Annotated in this window: 7 protein-coding genes, 4 tRNA genes and 6 rRNA genes; 14 read left to right on the forward strand and 3 right to left on the reverse strand. The window is 47.0% G+C overall.

Features of this window, described 5'->3' with window-relative positions:
• The first annotated feature begins 113 nt into the window (after window positions 1–113).
• The 6 genes from HYN46_RS01910 (at window position 114) to rrf (HYN46_RS01935) (ending at window position 6,552) form a co-directional block, all read left to right on the forward strand.
• On the forward strand, window positions 114–545 hold the full coding sequence (locus HYN46_RS01910) for a hypothetical protein (RefSeq protein ID WP_114897862.1): 432 nt from the start codon (window positions 114–116) through the stop codon (window positions 543–545).
• A gap of 590 nt (window positions 546–1,135) precedes the next feature.
• Window positions 1,136–2,658 (forward strand): 16S ribosomal RNA (locus HYN46_RS01915).
• Window positions 2,659–2,806: 148 nt separating this feature from the next.
• A tRNA-Ile gene (locus HYN46_RS01920) sits at window positions 2,807–2,883 on the forward strand.
• 65 nt (window positions 2,884–2,948) lie between these two features.
• A tRNA-Ala gene (locus HYN46_RS01925) sits at window positions 2,949–3,024 on the forward strand.
• Window positions 3,025–3,364: 340 nt separating this feature from the next.
• Window positions 3,365–6,253 (forward strand): 23S ribosomal RNA (locus HYN46_RS01930).
• 184 nt (window positions 6,254–6,437) lie between these two features.
• A 5S ribosomal RNA gene (rrf, locus tag HYN46_RS01935) occupies window positions 6,438–6,552 on the forward strand.
• A gap of 180 nt (window positions 6,553–6,732) precedes the next feature.
• Here the strand turns inward: rrf (HYN46_RS01935) and HYN46_RS01940 are convergent.
• Complete coding sequence (locus HYN46_RS01940; protein WP_114897863.1) at window positions 6,733–7,140, reverse strand: AAA-type ATPase lid domain-containing protein; 408 nt, start codon at window positions 7,138–7,140, stop codon at window positions 6,733–6,735.
• A gap of 611 nt (window positions 7,141–7,751) precedes the next feature.
• On the opposite strand from HYN46_RS01940, the gene HYN46_RS01945 reads away from it, so the two are divergent.
• The 5 genes from HYN46_RS01945 to rrf (HYN46_RS01965) all read left to right on the forward strand — a co-directional run bounded on the left by HYN46_RS01945 (window position 7,752) and on the right by rrf (HYN46_RS01965) (window position 13,151).
• Window positions 7,752–9,274, forward strand: a 16S ribosomal RNA gene (locus HYN46_RS01945).
• 137 nt (window positions 9,275–9,411) lie between these two features.
• A tRNA-Ala gene (locus HYN46_RS01950) sits at window positions 9,412–9,487 on the forward strand.
• 41 nt (window positions 9,488–9,528) lie between these two features.
• Window positions 9,529–9,605, forward strand: a tRNA-Ile gene (locus tag HYN46_RS01955).
• A 358-nt stretch (window positions 9,606–9,963) separates the two neighbouring features.
• Window positions 9,964–12,852, forward strand: a 23S ribosomal RNA gene (locus HYN46_RS01960).
• Window positions 12,853–13,036: 184 nt separating this feature from the next.
• Window positions 13,037–13,151: ribosomal RNA gene (gene rrf / locus HYN46_RS01965) — 5S ribosomal RNA — on the forward strand.
• The 16S, 23S and 5S rRNA genes sit together here with 4 tRNA genes alongside, the layout of an rRNA operon.
• A 534-nt stretch (window positions 13,152–13,685) precedes the next feature.
• On the opposite strand, the gene HYN46_RS01970 is transcribed toward rrf (HYN46_RS01965), so the two are convergent.
• Both HYN46_RS01970 and HYN46_RS01975 read right to left on the reverse strand, forming a co-directional pair.
• Window positions 13,686–13,937, reverse strand: coding sequence for a hypothetical protein (locus HYN46_RS01970; protein WP_114897864.1), 252 nt, complete (start codon window positions 13,935–13,937; stop codon window positions 13,686–13,688).
• 30 nt (window positions 13,938–13,967) lie between these two features.
• A complete protein-coding gene (locus tag HYN46_RS01975; RefSeq protein ID WP_114900525.1) occupies window positions 13,968–14,507 on the reverse strand; it encodes a M23 family metallopeptidase in 540 nt (179 codons plus the stop codon).
• 389 nt (window positions 14,508–14,896) lie between these two features.
• On the opposite strand from HYN46_RS01975, the gene pstS reads away from it, so the two are divergent.
• From pstS to pstA, 3 genes are all read left to right on the forward strand, one after another.
• A complete protein-coding gene (gene pstS, locus HYN46_RS01980) occupies window positions 14,897–15,934 on the forward strand; it encodes a phosphate ABC transporter substrate-binding protein PstS (protein ID WP_114897865.1) in 1,038 nt (345 codons plus the stop codon).
• A gap of 288 nt (window positions 15,935–16,222) precedes the next feature.
• The gene (gene pstC / locus HYN46_RS01985) at window positions 16,223–17,176 is read left to right on the forward strand and encodes a phosphate ABC transporter permease subunit PstC (RefSeq protein WP_114897866.1); all 954 of its coding nucleotides are present in this window, start codon (window positions 16,223–16,225) and stop codon (window positions 17,174–17,176) included.
• A complete protein-coding gene (pstA, locus tag HYN46_RS01990; RefSeq protein WP_114897867.1) occupies window positions 17,176–18,039 on the forward strand; it encodes a phosphate ABC transporter permease PstA in 864 nt (287 codons plus the stop codon). Before pstC ends, pstA begins: the two co-directional genes overlap by 1 nt.
• Window positions 18,040–18,118 lie beyond the last annotated feature (79 nt).

Below are 18,118 nucleotides of genomic sequence, written 5' to 3' on the forward strand. Positions count from 1 at the left end.
TTAGTATTCGCGAGAGAGCCAAAGTCTGGAAAAGCACCATCAATGAAATCTTCATTTACGATGCGGTGAAGCTTTTCGAGCCATTCCGATATTTTTTCTTTATCGGAGGATTCGTGCTGTCTGTTATTGCATTAGTGTATAAGACTGAATTAAATGGATATACAGGTTATTTACCCTCATCCATCAACAGTGGTGGGATCGGAGCCTGTCGATTCTTGGTCGATGCTTATATTCCACTGGTTCTGATTTATTTTATATGTGTGTTGATGGGCTTGAATAAAGAAAGAATTCATCAAGCGAATCTTGCTATTAAAAGGAATAAGTTCGCCAAAAAACCTGTGCTTCTCGCCACTATATTTTTACTTGTTGTTCCATACATCTTTTTTATCAGCCATAGCCCTGCCATGAGCTCGTTCTTTAATTTAAACAAATATGGCAATTTGGTGGTTTCGATTCCTTTATTTAGCTATAGCACCGTACAGTCTTTTACGATTGTGGCATGTAGCTTACTGGCCCGAAAATTTGCAATTTATGACGAGCAATAAAACACACTACTCTAAAAAGCTTTAAAACGTCTTAAAACCATACAAACTTCGCATTTCGCCTACAAACTGATCATCCGGAAGGATAATTGAAGAAAGGGTTTGACAGGGTTGAGGAAATGTATAGAATGCACCCCACAGCGACGTTGACTGTCTTAGAAATAAGTAAGAAAAACAGTAGCTTAAGTGTTTTGGCGGATGTTTGAGTAGTTTTGGCGGTTGTGTTTGTAGATTTTTAGAACGTGTGTTGCACGAATTAAAAATAGATAAAGATTAACGTTGACAATGAGAAAAACTTCTGTAGAATACGCCTCCTACCGCAGCGAACCAGACGATGGACGTAGCGGGTGAGATTGGGATTGATGAGTCAATGGGCTCTAGGTTTTGATTTTACGAAAGACTCTTTAAGAACTTGTGAAGAACAACTTGTGTGGATTTTTGCTGGTTACGATGAGATAAATTATCATTTAGTAATTGGTAGAAATTACTCGCAATTCATTTTAGGTAATGATTGAAGTAATGATGTCTTAAGTGACATATAGCTAGTGAAAGATGAGCCAAAGATTGGTGACCTCAAGTCACTATGAAACATTAAACTGAAGAGTTTGATCATGGCTCAGATTGAACGCTGGCGGCAGGCTTAACACATGCAAGTCGAGCGGAGTACTTCGGTACTTAGCGGCGAACGGGTGAGTAATGCCTAGGAATCTGCCTGATAGTGGGGGATAACGTTCGGAAACGAACGCTAATACCGCATACGTCCTACGGGAGAAAGGGGGCTTTATTGCTCTCGCTAACAGATGAGCCTAGGTCAGATTAGCTAGTTGGTGAGGTAAAGGCTCACCAAGGCGACGATCTGTAGCGGGTCTGAGAGGATGATCCGCCACACTGGAACTGAGACACGGTCCAGACTCCTACGGGAGGCAGCAGTGGGGAATATTGGACAATGGGCGAAAGCCTGATCCAGCCATGCCGCGTGTGTGAAGAAGGCCTTTTGGTTGTAAAGCACTTTAAGCGGGGAGGAGGGCACCACGGTTAATACCCGTGAATGTCGGACGTTACCCGCAGAATAAGCACCGGCTAACTCTGTGCCAGCAGCCGCGGTAATACAGAGGGTGCGAGCGTTAATCGGAATTACTGGGCGTAAAGCGCGCGTAGGCGGCTTGTTAAGTCAAATGTGAAATCCCCGAGCTTAACTTGGGCATTGCATTCGATACTGGCAAGCTAGAGTATGGGAGAGGAAGGTAGAATTCCAGGTGTAGCGGTGAAATGCGTAGAGATCTGGAGGAATACCGATGGCGAAGGCAGCCTTCTGGCCTAATACTGACGCTGAGGTGCGAAAGCATGGGGAGCAAACAGGATTAGATACCCTGGTAGTCCATGCCGTAAACGATGTCAACTAGCCGTTGGGGCCCTTGAGGCCTTAGTGGCGCAGCTAACGCGATAAGTTGACCGCCTGGGGAGTACGGTCGCAAGACTAAAACTCAAATGAATTGACGGGGGCCCGCACAAGCGGTGGAGCATGTGGTTTAATTCGATGCAACGCGAAGAACCTTACCTAGCCTTGACATGTCTGGAATCTTGTAGAGATACGAGAGTGCCTTCGGGAATCAGAACACAGGTGCTGCATGGCTGTCGTCAGCTCGTGTCGTGAGATGTTGGGTTAAGTCCCGCAACGAGCGCAACCCTTTTCCTTATTTGCCAGCACTTCGGGTGGGAACTCTAAGGATACTGCCAGTGACAAACTGGAGGAAGGCGGGGACGACGTCAAGTCATCATGGCCCTTACGGCTAGGGCTACACACGTGCTACAATGGTCGGTACAAAGGGTTGCTAACCCGCGAGGGCATGCTAATCTCAAAAAGCCGATCGTAGTCCAGATTGGAGTCTGCAACTCGACTCCATGAAGTCGGAATCGCTAGTAATCGCGGATCAGAATGTCGCGGTGAATACGTTCCCGGGCCTTGTACACACCGCCCGTCACACCATGGGAGTTTGTTGCACCAGAAGTAGGTAGCCTAACCGTAAGGAGGGCGCTTACCACGGTGTGGCCGATGACTGGGGTGAAGTCGTAACAAGGTAGCCGTAGGGGAACCTGCGGCTGGATCACCTCCTTAACGAATCCATCGGGCCAGCAAGAATCCACAACAAGTTGTTCTTCACAAAAGCAAGCAAGTCGCTAGACTGTATTGTTTGCATCGTTGTCTGTAAAAGACAGTGATCTAAACAAGTAAAACAGTTAAATGACGAGCGAAGCTGGCCTGCGGGTCTGTAGCTCAGTTGGTTAGAGCACACGCTTGATAAGCGTGGGGTCGGCAGTTCAAGTCTGCCCAGACCCACCACTAGCCAGCTGAATAGGTGAAATTTAGTGCGAATCGTAATGGTTTGGGTTAAATGAACTGAATACGGGGTCTTAGCTCAGTTGGTAGAGCGCCTGCTTTGCAAGCAGGATGTCAACGGTTCGACTCCGTTAGACTCCACCATTTTCTAAGCGATTAGGAAATTGAAAGTCGGAATGAAAGATTAAGAGTCAACATAGCTTAGTAGCTAATACTAACCTCTGTTGATTGATCGACACTGTAGTGTTGAGAAATTGCTGAATATCTCTGACCTGACGAAGGCTGAGAAACTCTTTAATAGATTGGAAAAATTGAGTTGTAGTTAATTGTGACTTATTCATCGTACAGAGAATAAGTCACCTAAAACTGAATCAAGCGTTTTGGTCAAATAACCATTGAAGCTGTACGTTGTTCAATCAACAAGACTTTGAATAGAAGCCTTAGATCAGAAGTTGGGATTTAAGACGACCGTTTGGGGTTGTATAGTCAAGTAATGAAGTGCACATGGTGGATGCCTTGGCAGTCAGAGGCGATGAAAGACGTGTGAGCCTGCGAAAAGCTTCGGGGAGGCGGCAACAATCCTATGATCCGGAGATGTCTGAATGGGGGAACCCACTTATCGTAAGATAGGTATTGCAACATGAATACATAGTGTTGCAAAGCGAACGCGGGGAAGTGAAACATCTCAGTACCCGTAGGAACAGAAATCAATTGAGATTCCCTTAGTAGCGGCGAGCGAACAGGGATTAGCCCATTAAGTTTAGAGTGTTTTAGTAGAACGACCTGGAAATGTCGGCCATAGTAGGTGATAGCCCTGTATACGAAAGGGCACTCTAAATGAATCGAGTAGGGCGAGGCACGAGAAACCTTGTCTGAACATGGGGGGACCATCCTCCAAGGCTAAATACTCCTGACTGACCGATAGTGAACCAGTACCGTGAGGGAAAGGCGAAAAGAACCCCTGTGAGGGGAGTGAAATAGATCCTGAAACCGTGTGCATACAAGCAGTAGGAGCGGACTTGTTCCGTGACTGCGTACCTTTTGTATAATGGGTCAGCGACTTATATTCTGTAGCAAGGTTAACCGTATAGGGGAGCCGTAGGGAAACCGAGTCTGAATAGGGCGTATAGTTGCAGGGTATAGACCCGAAACCGAGTGATCTATCCATGAGCAGGATGAAGGTGCCGTAACAGGCACTGGAGGTCCGAACCCACCGTCGTTGAAAAGCCGGGGGATGACTTGTGGATAGGGGTGAAAGGCTAATCAAACTCGGTGATAGCTGGTTCTCCCCGAAAGCTATTTAGGTAGCGCCTCGGACGAATACCACTGGGGGTAGAGCACTGTTTCGGCTAGGGGGTCATCCCGACTTACCAAACCGATGCAAACTCCGAATACCAGTGAGTACTATCCGGGAGACAGACTGCGGGTGCTAACGTCCGTAGTCAAGAGGGAAACAACCCAGACCGCCAGCTAAGGCCCCAAATTTCTAGTTAAGTGGGAAACGATGTGGGAAGGCATAGACAGCTAGGAGGTTGGCTTAGAAGCAGCCATCCTTTAAAGAAAGCGTAATAGCTCACTAGTCGAGTCGGCCTGCGCGGAAGATGTAACGGGGCTCAAACTAGAAGCCGAAGCTGCGGATTTGAACTTGTTTCAAGTGGTAGGGGAGCGTTCTGTAAGTCTGTGAAGGTGTGTTGAGAAGCATGCTGGAGATATCAGAAGTGCGAATGCTGACGTGAGTAACGATAATGCGAGTGAAAAACTCGCACGCCGAAAGACCAAGGGTTCCAGTCCAACGTTAATCGGGGCTGGGTTAGTCGACCCCTAAGGCGAGGCAGAAATGCGTAGTCGATGGGAAATCGGTTAATATTCCGATACTTCTGCATAATGCGATGAGGGGACGGAGAAGGTTAAATCAGCCTGGCGTTGGTTGTCCAGGTGGAAGGTGGTAGGCATGAGTCTTAGGCAAATCCGGGACTCTTTATGCTGAGAGCCGATAGCAAGCTGTACTTGTACAGCGAAGTGATTGATACCAAGCTTCCAGGAAAAGCCTCTAAGCTTCAGTTATGCAGGAATCGTACCCGAAACCGACACAGGTGGTCAGGTCGAGTAGACCAAGGCGCTTGAGAGAACTCTGCTGAAGGAACTAGGCAAAATGGTACCGTAACTTCGGGAGAAGGTACGCTGCTGATGGTGATAGGACTTGCTCCTTGAGCTGTTGGCAGCCTCAGAAACCAGGCCGCTGCAACTGTTTATTAAAAACACAGCACTCTGCAAACACGAAAGTGGACGTATAGGGTGTGATGCCTGCCCGGTGCCGGAAGGTTAATTGATGGGGTTAGCGAAAGCGAAGCTCTTGATCGAAGCCCCGGTAAACGGCGGCCGTAACTATAACGGTCCTAAGGTAGCGAAATTCCTTGTCGGGTAAGTTCCGACCTGCACGAATGGCATAATGATGGCGGCGCTGTCTCCAGCAGAGACTCAGTGAAATCGAAATCGCGGTGAAGATGCCGTGTACCCGCGGCTAGACGGAAAGACCCCGTGAACCTTTACTGCAGCTTTACATTGAACTTTGACTTTACTTGTGTAGGATAGGTGGGAGGCTATGAAGATCGGACGCCAGTTCGATTGGAGCCATCCTTGAAATACCACCCTGGTAACGTCGAGGTTCTAACCCAGCCCCCTGATCGGGGGCGGGGACAATGTATGGTGGGTAGTTTGACTGGGGCGGTCTCCTCCTAAAGAGTAACGGAGGAGTACGAAGGTGCGCTCAGCGTGGTCGGAAATCACGCGTAGAGTATAAAGGCAAAAGCGCGCTTAACTGCGAGACCCACAAGTCGAGCAGGTACGAAAGTAGGTCTTAGTGATCCGGTGGTTCTGTATGGAAGGGCCATCGCTCAACGGATAAAAGGTACTCTGGGGATAACAGGCTGATACCGCCCAAGAGTTCATATCGACGGCGGTGTTTGGCACCTCGATGTCGGCTCATCTCATCCTGGGGCTGAAGCAGGTCCCAAGGGTATGGCTGTTCGCCATTTAAAGAGGTACGCGAGCTGGGTTTAGAACGTCGTGAGACAGTTCGGTCCCTATCTACCGTGGGCGTTGGAGATTTGAGAGGATCTGCTCCTAGTACGAGAGGACCAGAGTGGACGAACCTCTGGTGTTCCGGTTGTCATGCCAATGGCACAGCCGGGTAGCTATGTTCGGAAGGGATAAGCGCTGAAAGCATCTAAGCGCGAAGCCCACCTCAAGATTAGATCTCCCAGGGGTTTACCCCCTAAAGAGCCGTTGAAGACTACGACGTTGATAGGTTCGGTGTGGAAGTACAGCGATGTATGAAGCTAACGAATACTAATTGCTCGTGAGGCTTGACTATACAACACCCAAGCGGTTGTTGTTGGCTTTAAAGGTTATAGATCAAAAGCGCAATCAACATTGCACGCTTGATTCGGATTTAGTAAAATTAGCGACAACTCAATCAGCCCAATCTGTAAGATTGGCAAAGTGAAACAGCAGTGCGAAGACTACTTCAAACGTGCATCACCAAGCCTAACAGTTGTGCTGACGACTATAGCAAGAGTGAACCACCTGATCCCATCCCGAACTCAGAAGTGAAACCTCTTTGCGCCGATGGTAGTGTGGCATTCGCCATGTGAGAGTAGGGCATCGTCAGCTCATTATTCGTAGCCCAAAGCTACACACAAAACCCCCTTCTCCTACGAGATGGGGGTTTTGTCTTTCTACACCATTTAAGATCTGAAAATAATAAAACCCGAAATATAAAACATTAAAGCCCAAGGTTTTTACCTTGGGCTTTTTATTAAGTCTGTTTATTAACCGAATAACGTATACATACTAGGCAATACTCTCAGATTCAGCCTTGATCTCTCCAATCTTAAGCAAGCGTGCGCGAACGATATTACGGCTGATACCGAGTAGCTTAGCAGTCTGTACCTGGTTGCGATGACAATATCTAAATGCACTACTCATCACAGCCTCTTCTATTTTGTCGAAAAGCGCATCGGGGTTTGTTTCAAAGAGATCAATCAGCGCAGCTTCCAACTGTTCAATGGGGTCATCGTACTGAGTTTTTGGGCTTAAAAGCTTATGGGTTGACGATGTTGGGGAGTGCTGGTTGCGGAGTTCCGAACTGCCGATTTGTAGATCCTCGGGCTTGATCACCGAGTCTTGGCAAACGAGGAGGGCATAATGAATGACGTTTTCTAACTCGCGGATATTGCCCGGCCAATTGTGCGATAGCAGTACTCTTTACGGCTTCTTCTATTTCATCAAAAAAGGCACTATGAGTTTGTCTTAAAAACGCCCAAAAACATGAATATTGCCTACAAACTGACCATCTAGTTTGATAATTGAAGAAAGGGTTTGACAGGGTTGAGGAAATGTATAGAATGCACCCCACAGCGACGTTGACTGTCTTAGAAATAAGTAAGAAAAACAGTAGCTTAAGTGTTTTGGCGGATGTTTGAGTAGTTTTGGCGGTTGTGTTTGTAGATTTTTAGAACGTGTGTTGCACGAATTAAAAATAGATAAAGATTAACGTTGACAATGAGAAAAACTTCTGTAGAATACGCCTCCTACCGCAGCGAACCAGACGATGGACGTAGCGGGTGAGATTGGGATTGATGAGTCAATGGGCTCTAGGTTTTGATTTTACGAAAGACTCTTTAAGAACTTGTGAAGAACAACTTGTGTGGATTTTTGCTGGTTACGATGAGATAAATTATCATTTAGTAATTGGTAGAAATTACTCGCAATTCATTTTAGGTAATGATTGAAGTAATGATGTCTTAAGTGACATATAGCTAGTGAAAGATGAGCCAAAGATTGGTGACCTCAAGTCACTATGAAACATTAAACTGAAGAGTTTGATCATGGCTCAGATTGAACGCTGGCGGCAGGCTTAACACATGCAAGTCGAGCGGAGTACTTCGGTACTTAGCGGCGAACGGGTGAGTAATGCCTAGGAATCTGCCTGATAGTGGGGGATAACGTTCGGAAACGAACGCTAATACCGCATACGTCCTACGGGAGAAAGGGGGCTTTATTGCTCTCGCTAACAGATGAGCCTAGGTCAGATTAGCTAGTTGGTGAGGTAAAGGCTCACCAAGGCGACGATCTGTAGCGGGTCTGAGAGGATGATCCGCCACACTGGAACTGAGACACGGTCCAGACTCCTACGGGAGGCAGCAGTGGGGAATATTGGACAATGGGCGAAAGCCTGATCCAGCCATGCCGCGTGTGTGAAGAAGGCCTTTTGGTTGTAAAGCACTTTAAGCGGGGAGGAGGGCACCACGGTTAATACCCGTGAATGTCGGACGTTACCCGCAGAATAAGCACCGGCTAACTCTGTGCCAGCAGCCGCGGTAATACAGAGGGTGCGAGCGTTAATCGGAATTACTGGGCGTAAAGCGCGCGTAGGCGGCTTGTTAAGTCAAATGTGAAATCCCCGAGCTTAACTTGGGCATTGCATTCGATACTGGCAAGCTAGAGTATGGGAGAGGAAGGTAGAATTCCAGGTGTAGCGGTGAAATGCGTAGAGATCTGGAGGAATACCGATGGCGAAGGCAGCCTTCTGGCCTAATACTGACGCTGAGGTGCGAAAGCATGGGGAGCAAACAGGATTAGATACCCTGGTAGTCCATGCCGTAAACGATGTCAACTAGCCGTTGGGGCCCTTGAGGCCTTAGTGGCGCAGCTAACGCGATAAGTTGACCGCCTGGGGAGTACGGTCGCAAGACTAAAACTCAAATGAATTGACGGGGGCCCGCACAAGCGGTGGAGCATGTGGTTTAATTCGATGCAACGCGAAGAACCTTACCTAGCCTTGACATGTCTGGAATCTTGTAGAGATACGAGAGTGCCTTCGGGAATCAGAACACAGGTGCTGCATGGCTGTCGTCAGCTCGTGTCGTGAGATGTTGGGTTAAGTCCCGCAACGAGCGCAACCCTTTTCCTTATTTGCCAGCACTTCGGGTGGGAACTCTAAGGATACTGCCAGTGACAAACTGGAGGAAGGCGGGGACGACGTCAAGTCATCATGGCCCTTACGGCTAGGGCTACACACGTGCTACAATGGTCGGTACAAAGGGTTGCTAACCCGCGAGGGCATGCTAATCTCAAAAAGCCGATCGTAGTCCAGATTGGAGTCTGCAACTCGACTCCATGAAGTCGGAATCGCTAGTAATCGCGGATCAGAATGTCGCGGTGAATACGTTCCCGGGCCTTGTACACACCGCCCGTCACACCATGGGAGTTTGTTGCACCAGAAGTAGGTAGCCTAACCGTAAGGAGGGCGCTTACCACGGTGTGGCCGATGACTGGGGTGAAGTCGTAACAAGGTAGCCGTAGGGGAACCTGCGGCTGGATCACCTCCTTAACGAATCCATCGGGCCAGCAAGAATCCACAACAAGTTGTTCTTCACAAAGACACAGTATGCAAAGCATAAGTCAGCCTTAGGGGTTGAGTTAAGTCTTGAATATTGAGTCAGCATTCCCGAGTTCTTGTAAAAGAATGGGGTCTTAGCTCAGTTGGTAGAGCGCCTGCTTTGCAAGCAGGATGTCAACGGTTCGACTCCGTTAGACTCCACCATATGCTTTAATTAGCAGTGTTTAGCGTTGTACCCCGCGAACGGGTCTGTAGCTCAGTTGGTTAGAGCACACGCTTGATAAGCGTGGGGTCGGCAGTTCAAGTCTGCCCAGACCCACCATTAAGTTGGTGAGGTTTTGAAAGTTGAACGGAAGTAAAGTCAACATAGTTTAATAAAGATCTTCGGATTGACTATTAACCTCTGTTGATTTGGCATCACTTAGTGATGTTGGATTACCTGAATGATCTGCGACCTGACGAAGGTGTAGATAGATCGCAAGATCGTACTCTTTAATAGATTGGAAATTGAGTTGTAGTTAATTGTGACTTATTCATCGTACAGAGAATAAGTCACCTAAAACTGAATCAAGCGTTTTGGTCAAATAACCATTGAAGCTGTACGTTGTTCAATCAACAAGACTTTGAATAGAAGCCTTAGATCAGAAGTTGGGATTTAAGACGACCGTTTGGGGTTGTATAGTCAAGTAATGAAGTGCACATGGTGGATGCCTTGGCAGTCAGAGGCGATGAAAGACGTGTGAGCCTGCGAAAAGCTTCGGGGAGGCGGCAACAATCCTATGATCCGGAGATGTCTGAATGGGGGAACCCACTTATCGTAAGATAGGTATTGCAACATGAATACATAGTGTTGCAAAGCGAACGCGGGGAAGTGAAACATCTCAGTACCCGTAGGAACAGAAATCAATTGAGATTCCCTTAGTAGCGGCGAGCGAACAGGGATTAGCCCATTAAGTTTAGAGTGTTTTAGTAGAACGACCTGGAAATGTCGGCCATAGTAGGTGATAGCCCTGTATACGAAAGGGCACTCTAAATGAATCGAGTAGGGCGAGGCACGAGAAACCTTGTCTGAACATGGGGGGACCATCCTCCAAGGCTAAATACTCCTGACTGACCGATAGTGAACCAGTACCGTGAGGGAAAGGCGAAAAGAACCCCTGTGAGGGGAGTGAAATAGATCCTGAAACCGTGTGCATACAAGCAGTAGGAGCGGACTTGTTCCGTGACTGCGTACCTTTTGTATAATGGGTCAGCGACTTATATTCTGTAGCAAGGTTAACCGTATAGGGGAGCCGTAGGGAAACCGAGTCTGAATAGGGCGTATAGTTGCAGGGTATAGACCCGAAACCGAGTGATCTATCCATGAGCAGGATGAAGGTGCCGTAACAGGCACTGGAGGTCCGAACCCACCGTCGTTGAAAAGCCGGGGGATGACTTGTGGATAGGGGTGAAAGGCTAATCAAACTCGGTGATAGCTGGTTCTCCCCGAAAGCTATTTAGGTAGCGCCTCGGACGAATACCACTGGGGGTAGAGCACTGTTTCGGCTAGGGGGTCATCCCGACTTACCAAACCGATGCAAACTCCGAATACCAGTGAGTACTATCCGGGAGACAGACTGCGGGTGCTAACGTCCGTAGTCAAGAGGGAAACAACCCAGACCGCCAGCTAAGGCCCCAAATTTCTAGTTAAGTGGGAAACGATGTGGGAAGGCATAGACAGCTAGGAGGTTGGCTTAGAAGCAGCCATCCTTTAAAGAAAGCGTAATAGCTCACTAGTCGAGTCGGCCTGCGCGGAAGATGTAACGGGGCTCAAACTAGAAGCCGAAGCTGCGGATTTGAACTTGTTTCAAGTGGTAGGGGAGCGTTCTGTAAGTCTGTGAAGGTGTGTTGAGAAGCATGCTGGAGATATCAGAAGTGCGAATGCTGACGTGAGTAACGATAATGCGAGTGAAAAACTCGCACGCCGAAAGACCAAGGGTTCCAGTCCAACGTTAATCGGGGCTGGGTTAGTCGACCCCTAAGGCGAGGCAGAAATGCGTAGTCGATGGGAAATCGGTTAATATTCCGATACTTCTGCATAATGCGATGAGGGGACGGAGAAGGTTAAATCAGCCTGGCGTTGGTTGTCCAGGTGGAAGGTGGTAGGCATGAGTCTTAGGCAAATCCGGGACTCTTTATGCTGAGAGCCGATAGCAAGCTGTACTTGTACAGCGAAGTGATTGATACCAAGCTTCCAGGAAAAGCCTCTAAGCTTCAGTTATGCAGGAATCGTACCCGAAACCGACACAGGTGGTCAGGTCGAGTAGACCAAGGCGCTTGAGAGAACTCTGCTGAAGGAACTAGGCAAAATGGTACCGTAACTTCGGGAGAAGGTACGCTGCTGATGGTGATAGGACTTGCTCCTTGAGCTGTTGGCAGCCTCAGAAACCAGGCCGCTGCAACTGTTTATTAAAAACACAGCACTCTGCAAACACGAAAGTGGACGTATAGGGTGTGATGCCTGCCCGGTGCCGGAAGGTTAATTGATGGGGTTAGCGAAAGCGAAGCTCTTGATCGAAGCCCCGGTAAACGGCGGCCGTAACTATAACGGTCCTAAGGTAGCGAAATTCCTTGTCGGGTAAGTTCCGACCTGCACGAATGGCATAATGATGGCGGCGCTGTCTCCAGCAGAGACTCAGTGAAATCGAAATCGCGGTGAAGATGCCGTGTACCCGCGGCTAGACGGAAAGACCCCGTGAACCTTTACTGCAGCTTTACATTGAACTTTGACTTTACTTGTGTAGGATAGGTGGGAGGCTATGAAGATCGGACGCCAGTTCGATTGGAGCCATCCTTGAAATACCACCCTGGTAACGTCGAGGTTCTAACCCAGCCCCCTGATCGGGGGCGGGGACAATGTATGGTGGGTAGTTTGACTGGGGCGGTCTCCTCCTAAAGAGTAACGGAGGAGTACGAAGGTGCGCTCAGCGTGGTCGGAAATCACGCGTAGAGTATAAAGGCAAAAGCGCGCTTAACTGCGAGACCCACAAGTCGAGCAGGTACGAAAGTAGGTCTTAGTGATCCGGTGGTTCTGTATGGAAGGGCCATCGCTCAACGGATAAAAGGTACTCTGGGGATAACAGGCTGATACCGCCCAAGAGTTCATATCGACGGCGGTGTTTGGCACCTCGATGTCGGCTCATCTCATCCTGGGGCTGAAGCAGGTCCCAAGGGTATGGCTGTTCGCCATTTAAAGAGGTACGCGAGCTGGGTTTAGAACGTCGTGAGACAGTTCGGTCCCTATCTACCGTGGGCGTTGGAGATTTGAGAGGATCTGCTCCTAGTACGAGAGGACCAGAGTGGACGAACCTCTGGTGTTCCGGTTGTCATGCCAATGGCACAGCCGGGTAGCTATGTTCGGAAGGGATAAGCGCTGAAAGCATCTAAGCGCGAAGCCCACCTCAAGATTAGATCTCCCAGGGGTTTACCCCCTAAAGAGCCGTTGAAGACTACGACGTTGATAGGTTCGGTGTGGAAGTACAGCGATGTATGAAGCTAACGAATACTAATTGCTCGTGAGGCTTGACTATACAACACCCAAGCGGTTGTTGTTGGCTTTAAAGGTTATAGATCAAAAGCGCAATCAACATTGCACGCTTGATTCGGATTTAGTAAAATTAGCGACAACTCAATCAGCCCAATCTGTAAGATTGGCAAAGTGAAACAGCAGTGCGAAGACTACTTCAAACGTGCATCACCAAGCCTAACAGTTGTGCTGACGACTATAGCAAGAGTGAACCACCTGATCCCATCCCGAACTCAGAAGTGAAACCTCTTTGCGCCGATGGTAGTGTGGCATTCGCCATGTGAGAGTAGGGCATCGTCAGCTCATTATTCGTAGCTCAAAGCTACACACTTAACCCCTTCTCCTACGAGATGGGGGTTTTGTCTTTCTACACCATTTAATTTCTGAAAATAATAAAACTCGAAATATAAAACATTAAAGCCCAAGGTAATCGCCTCGGGCTTTTTATTTGTATTTATTCAAGCTATGGAATATAGAAGGATTTTAAAGTCTTCGTGTTAGTGCGATCTAAAATATTTGGAGCCCTTAAGTTTAATCAACTTTAGGGCTTTTTTTATTGTTCAGAATTGATACTGCTGTCTATAGCATCACTGGATGTCGTTATTATATTTTGAAGCTGAGAAGTGGGCTGATCATCGGTCGCTTCATTAGGATTACAGGAATTCAACGCGATAATAAGAGAAAAGAGAATCCACGCTTGTATCGACTGTTTGCGTCTAACTTGTGGTGTTAGGGATAAGTGGCTCAATTGAGTTTTCCTTGTTGCGGATCGAGGAGCATCTATATTTTCCCCGATTTTAAGATAAAACAGAACGGATATTTTGTGTACGGTCTTCTTTATTGTGGATCAATCGTGAATGGCGCCCAGAGGGACTGCTGGGTATCCCAATATTGCAACTGATCAAGATGGATTGATGTGAAAGGAATCCAGTCGTCTTTGCCCTGTTTTTCAGAAAAACCCGTACTCATCAGCAGATCGTCTTCTCTGATCTCCATGATCCATCCTTGCAACGTTCGTCCATCAGTAAGATGGATGCGCTGCTGGTTCCCTTTTTCCGCAAATACTGCAAGTTGCTCCGCTAGGTCCATGACTTTACTCAAATGATGCAAAGTCTTATTTTAGCGCAAATATGGGTAAGGATTTACAGCAGTTCGATTTGGCGATAAATAAATACCATAGTGCAGATGTGTGGTTGTTGCATTACCCGTACTACCGACGTAACCCAGCGTATCTCCGACTTTTACAGTGTCACCGATGCGGTATTTGCCGAAGCCTTCTAAGTGGGCATAGTAATGTTGACTCAAGGCATATCCAACAACCGTAATAGCATTCCCCCCTGCGCCATAGCTGCTGATCCGACTGACAATCCCATCTGTCGTACTATAAACGGGAGTACCACGCTTACTCAGAATATCGATGCCTTCGTGGCTGCGTCCATGGCTGCGCGCATTACCCCAAGTATCTGTCAGTTGATCTGCAGATATGCCTTTGACAGGAATAGGGAGATGAGATGGCAAGGGGGTGCTGGCGAGCTGTTGATAGAATTTTGATTGTGAGTCGATACGCGCAGTTGCGTTTTTAGGTGGAGACGATGCACAAGCGGTGAGTAGGCTTAATGTCAGAATAGCGGAACAACTGTGTTTAAATCGGGTAGGCATCATAGAGTAAATTCCATTTAATGCTGTGATGGTGTAGAACTATGATATCGCTATCGTTTGGAAAAAAATATGCCGCTTACATTAAAGATTGGTTTTATCTAGTGATAAAAGCGACTAAATGTGATTCAGTGAACAGAACAGGATGACTCAACGTCCAGCCTATTTGGGTGATGATTCTGGCAAACTAAAGTGATTTTGATCCCATGAGTGATTGAGTTTTGTCATGACGATAATGTCGATAAAAAAGTATCGTCTTCGTGATTAAAAAAGCCTAAGATGTCGTTTGTAAGAAGACTGTCATAAAAGTATCACAATTCTCATGTCTAATAGCACCGTTCACGAATTCTGTTTTTTATTGATATTGTTGGCTCTATTTTGAGGTCTAAATAATGCGTATTACTTCTTTGATGTTATCTATTCTAGTCTCTGCTGCAACTGTAGGCGTTGTTCATGCAGCTGACGTTACTGGTGCGGGTTCTTCTTTTGCTGCTCCTGTTTTTGCAAAGTGGGCTGATGCGTACAAAGCTAAATCTGGCGTTGGTTTAAACTACCAGTCTATCGGTTCAGGTGCTGGTATCAAGCAAATTTCAGAAAAAACTGTAGATTTTGGTGCATCAGACAAGCCATTGTCACCACAAGATTTGGAAGCAAAAGGTTTGACACAGTTCCCAGCAATCATGGGTGGTGTTGTTCCTGTATTGAACATCAAAGGTATCGCAGCTGGTCAAATTAAATTGACTGGTGATGTACTTGCAAACATCTATTTGGGCAAAATCAAGCAATGGAACGATCCAGCGCTGGTTGCATTGAACCCAAGCCTGAAAGACATCGATGAAAACATCACTGTAGTACGCCGTGCAGACGGTTCAGGTACGACATTCATCTTCACAAACTACTTGTCTAAAGTCAGCGCTGACTGGAAAACCAAAGTAGGTAGCGATACTACTGTTGCATGGCCAGAAGGCGTTGCAGGTAAGGGTAACGCAGGTGTAGCGTCATACGTACAACGTATCAATGGTTCAATTGGTTATGTTGAATATGCCTATGCAAAACAAAACAAATTGTCTTATACCCAACTACAAAATCGTGATGGCGCATATGTATTGCCAGATGACACCACTTTCCAAGCAGCAGCAGCCTACGCTGACTGGGCAAAAGCACCTGCATTTGGTGAAGTGTTGACTAACGAACCAGGCAAGAACAGCTGGCCAATCACTGGTGCTACTTTTGTATTACTACAAAAGAAAGCAGACAAACCCGCTCAATCTAAAGAAGTGTTCAAATACTTCGACTGGTCTTTCAAAAATGGCGGCGCACTTGCAGCACAATTGGACTATGTTCCAATGCCAGCAAACGTTGTTAAGTTAATCCAAGCGTCTTGGAAAACTGAAGTGAAAGATGCAGCAACTGGTAAAGCAGTTTGGTAAGTAGTGAATAACTAGACTGATTTATGAAATAAATAATTCAGAGCTACATCAACGCATGTAGCTCTGTTTTTGACTTTATATGAACTGTGTTTTTTGATTTATATTTTATACAGATGGACGCCATTAGGATTTGTTCATCAAGAGATAGGGGAGACGGAACGGGTTACTGCTAAAGAGATTGCAGTAAGGTTCACGTCCAATTCAAAAGCATGACCTAAAGTGTCTTCGACGATATTGCTGTATTTATAAAGCACCCAAAGATTTGCAACTTGGATTAGATAGGTAATTATGATTACTTCAGAGATAACATCTGCTGCTCGACTGATCAAAGTCGAGAATGGCCGTAATGCCAGATTCCGCGTGATTGTCCTGGGGATTGCTCTGCTGGTACTGATTGTACTCGGCGCAATTATTTTCACGCTGGTTGATGGCTCAATGCCTGTGTTTAAACAGTTGGGCCTCAGTTTCTTTACCAGTAAAGAGTGGGATCCAGTCGCCGGTCACTTCGGGATTTTACCTGCGGTCTACGGGACCCTAGTGACGTCGTTTATTGCACTGATTATTGCAGTACCGATCAGTTTCTTTATCGCATTCTTTCTGACAGAGCTTTGCCCTTATCGCTTCCGGGCTACCTTGAATGCAATCATTGAATTGCTAGCCGGGATTCCCAGCATTATTTATGGCATGTGGGGACTGTTTGTTCTTGCACCGATCCTTGCTGATCATATCCAACCATTACTGACAAAATGGTTCCAGCATGTATGGCTTCTGAAAGACATTTTTGCAGGTCCACCGATCGGGATTGGTTTTCTGCCTGCGGCTCTGATTCTAGCGATCATGATCATCCCATTTATTACTGCGGTGATGCGTGAAGTTTTTGATGTCGTGCCAAAGACTTTGAAAGAAGGTGGTTATGGTCTGGGGGCGAATCGTTGGGAAGTAACGCGTGATATCGTTCTTCCACATACCAAGGTCGCGCTGACTGGTGGTGTGATGCTCGGACTGGGACGTGCACTGGGTGAAACCATGGCGGTTACGTTCATGATCGGTAACGTGAATACTATCAGTATCGGTTTATTCGATTCAGGCAACAGTATTGCATCTGTGATTGCGAATGAGTTTGCTGAGGCACATGATTTGCACATGTCAGCATTGCTTGCCCTTGGTCTCATTTTGTTTTTCATTGCCTTCCTTGTGCTTGCTGTTGCACGCGCTCTCATTCATAAAGTGAAGAAAAGCTAATGGCCACTTATACAATGACTCCGTTTTTTAACTTCAAAAGAAAGTTCGTCAATAAGGCGGTCTTAACACTTGCAACTGTGATTTCAATTTTGGGGATGGCTTTACCATTCTGGATTTTATTCACGGTAATTCAACGTGGTTTTGGTTCATTCAACTGGGCCTTGATTACTCAAATCACTCCACCGCCTATGGCTGAAGGTGGTTTGCTGAATGCGATTGTGGGTAGCTTTTTGATGGTCGGTTTGGCCATGGTGATCGCGGCACCGATCGGCATATTTACAGGGGTATATCTTGCTGAATACGGTCGTGAAAGTAAGCTCGCATCGCTAATCCGTTTTGTGAATGATGTGCTCTTATCTGCGCCATCAATCGTGATTGGTTTGTTTGTTTACATCATCATGGTTGTTCCCATGCATCACTTTTCGGGTTATGCCGGTGTGGTGGCTCTAGCGATTATTGCGGTGCCGGTCATGGTCCGTACCACGGAAAACATGCTGCTTCTTGTACCGGATGTGATGCGTGAAGGTTCCTTGGCACTCGGTTCATCAAAACGCCAAGCGATCTTGCGGATTTGTTTGCCTGCAGCGAAGAACGGCATCATCACAGGTATCTTACTTGCGCTTGCTCGGATCAGTGGTGAAACAGCGCCATTGTTATTCACAGCGTTGAACAGCCCTTACTACTCAACCGATCTTAGTCAACCGATTGCGAACTTGCCAAATACCATCTTTCAATTCGCGATGAGTGCGGACGATGGTTGGATCAGTTTGGCATGGGCTGGAGCCGCATTAATTTCACTGTATGTCGTGATTATTAATCTGGTTGCGCGACTGGTTTTTGCAAGAAACACCACAGGTAAATAAATAGGTAATTAAGTCTACATCTTGATATGCATGATTGTGGGTGGGGAGCTCACCATGTCATATCAGGAACATGCAGAAA

Source organism: Aquirhabdus parva (assembly GCF_003351745.1).
GTDB lineage: Bacteria > Pseudomonadota > Gammaproteobacteria > Pseudomonadales > Moraxellaceae > Aquirhabdus > Aquirhabdus parva.

Bases quoted from the DNA above. Each gene is read 5' to 3' on its own strand.
- HYN46_RS01970 (WP_114897864.1), bottom strand. From the start codon at position 13,937: ATGGACCTAGCGGAGCAACTTGCAGTATTTGCGGAAAAAGGGAACCAG.
- HYN46_RS01975 (WP_114900525.1), bottom strand. From the start codon at position 14,507: ATGCCTACCCGATTTAAACACAGTTGTTCCGCTATTCTGACATTAAGC.
- pstS (WP_114897865.1), top strand. From the start codon at position 14,897: ATGCGTATTACTTCTTTGATGTTATCTATTCTAGTCTCTGCTGCAACT.
- pstC (WP_114897866.1), top strand. From the start codon at position 16,223: ATGATTACTTCAGAGATAACATCTGCTGCTCGACTGATCAAAGTCGAG.
- pstA (WP_114897867.1), top strand. From the start codon at position 17,176: ATGGCCACTTATACAATGACTCCGTTTTTTAACTTCAAAAGAAAGTTC.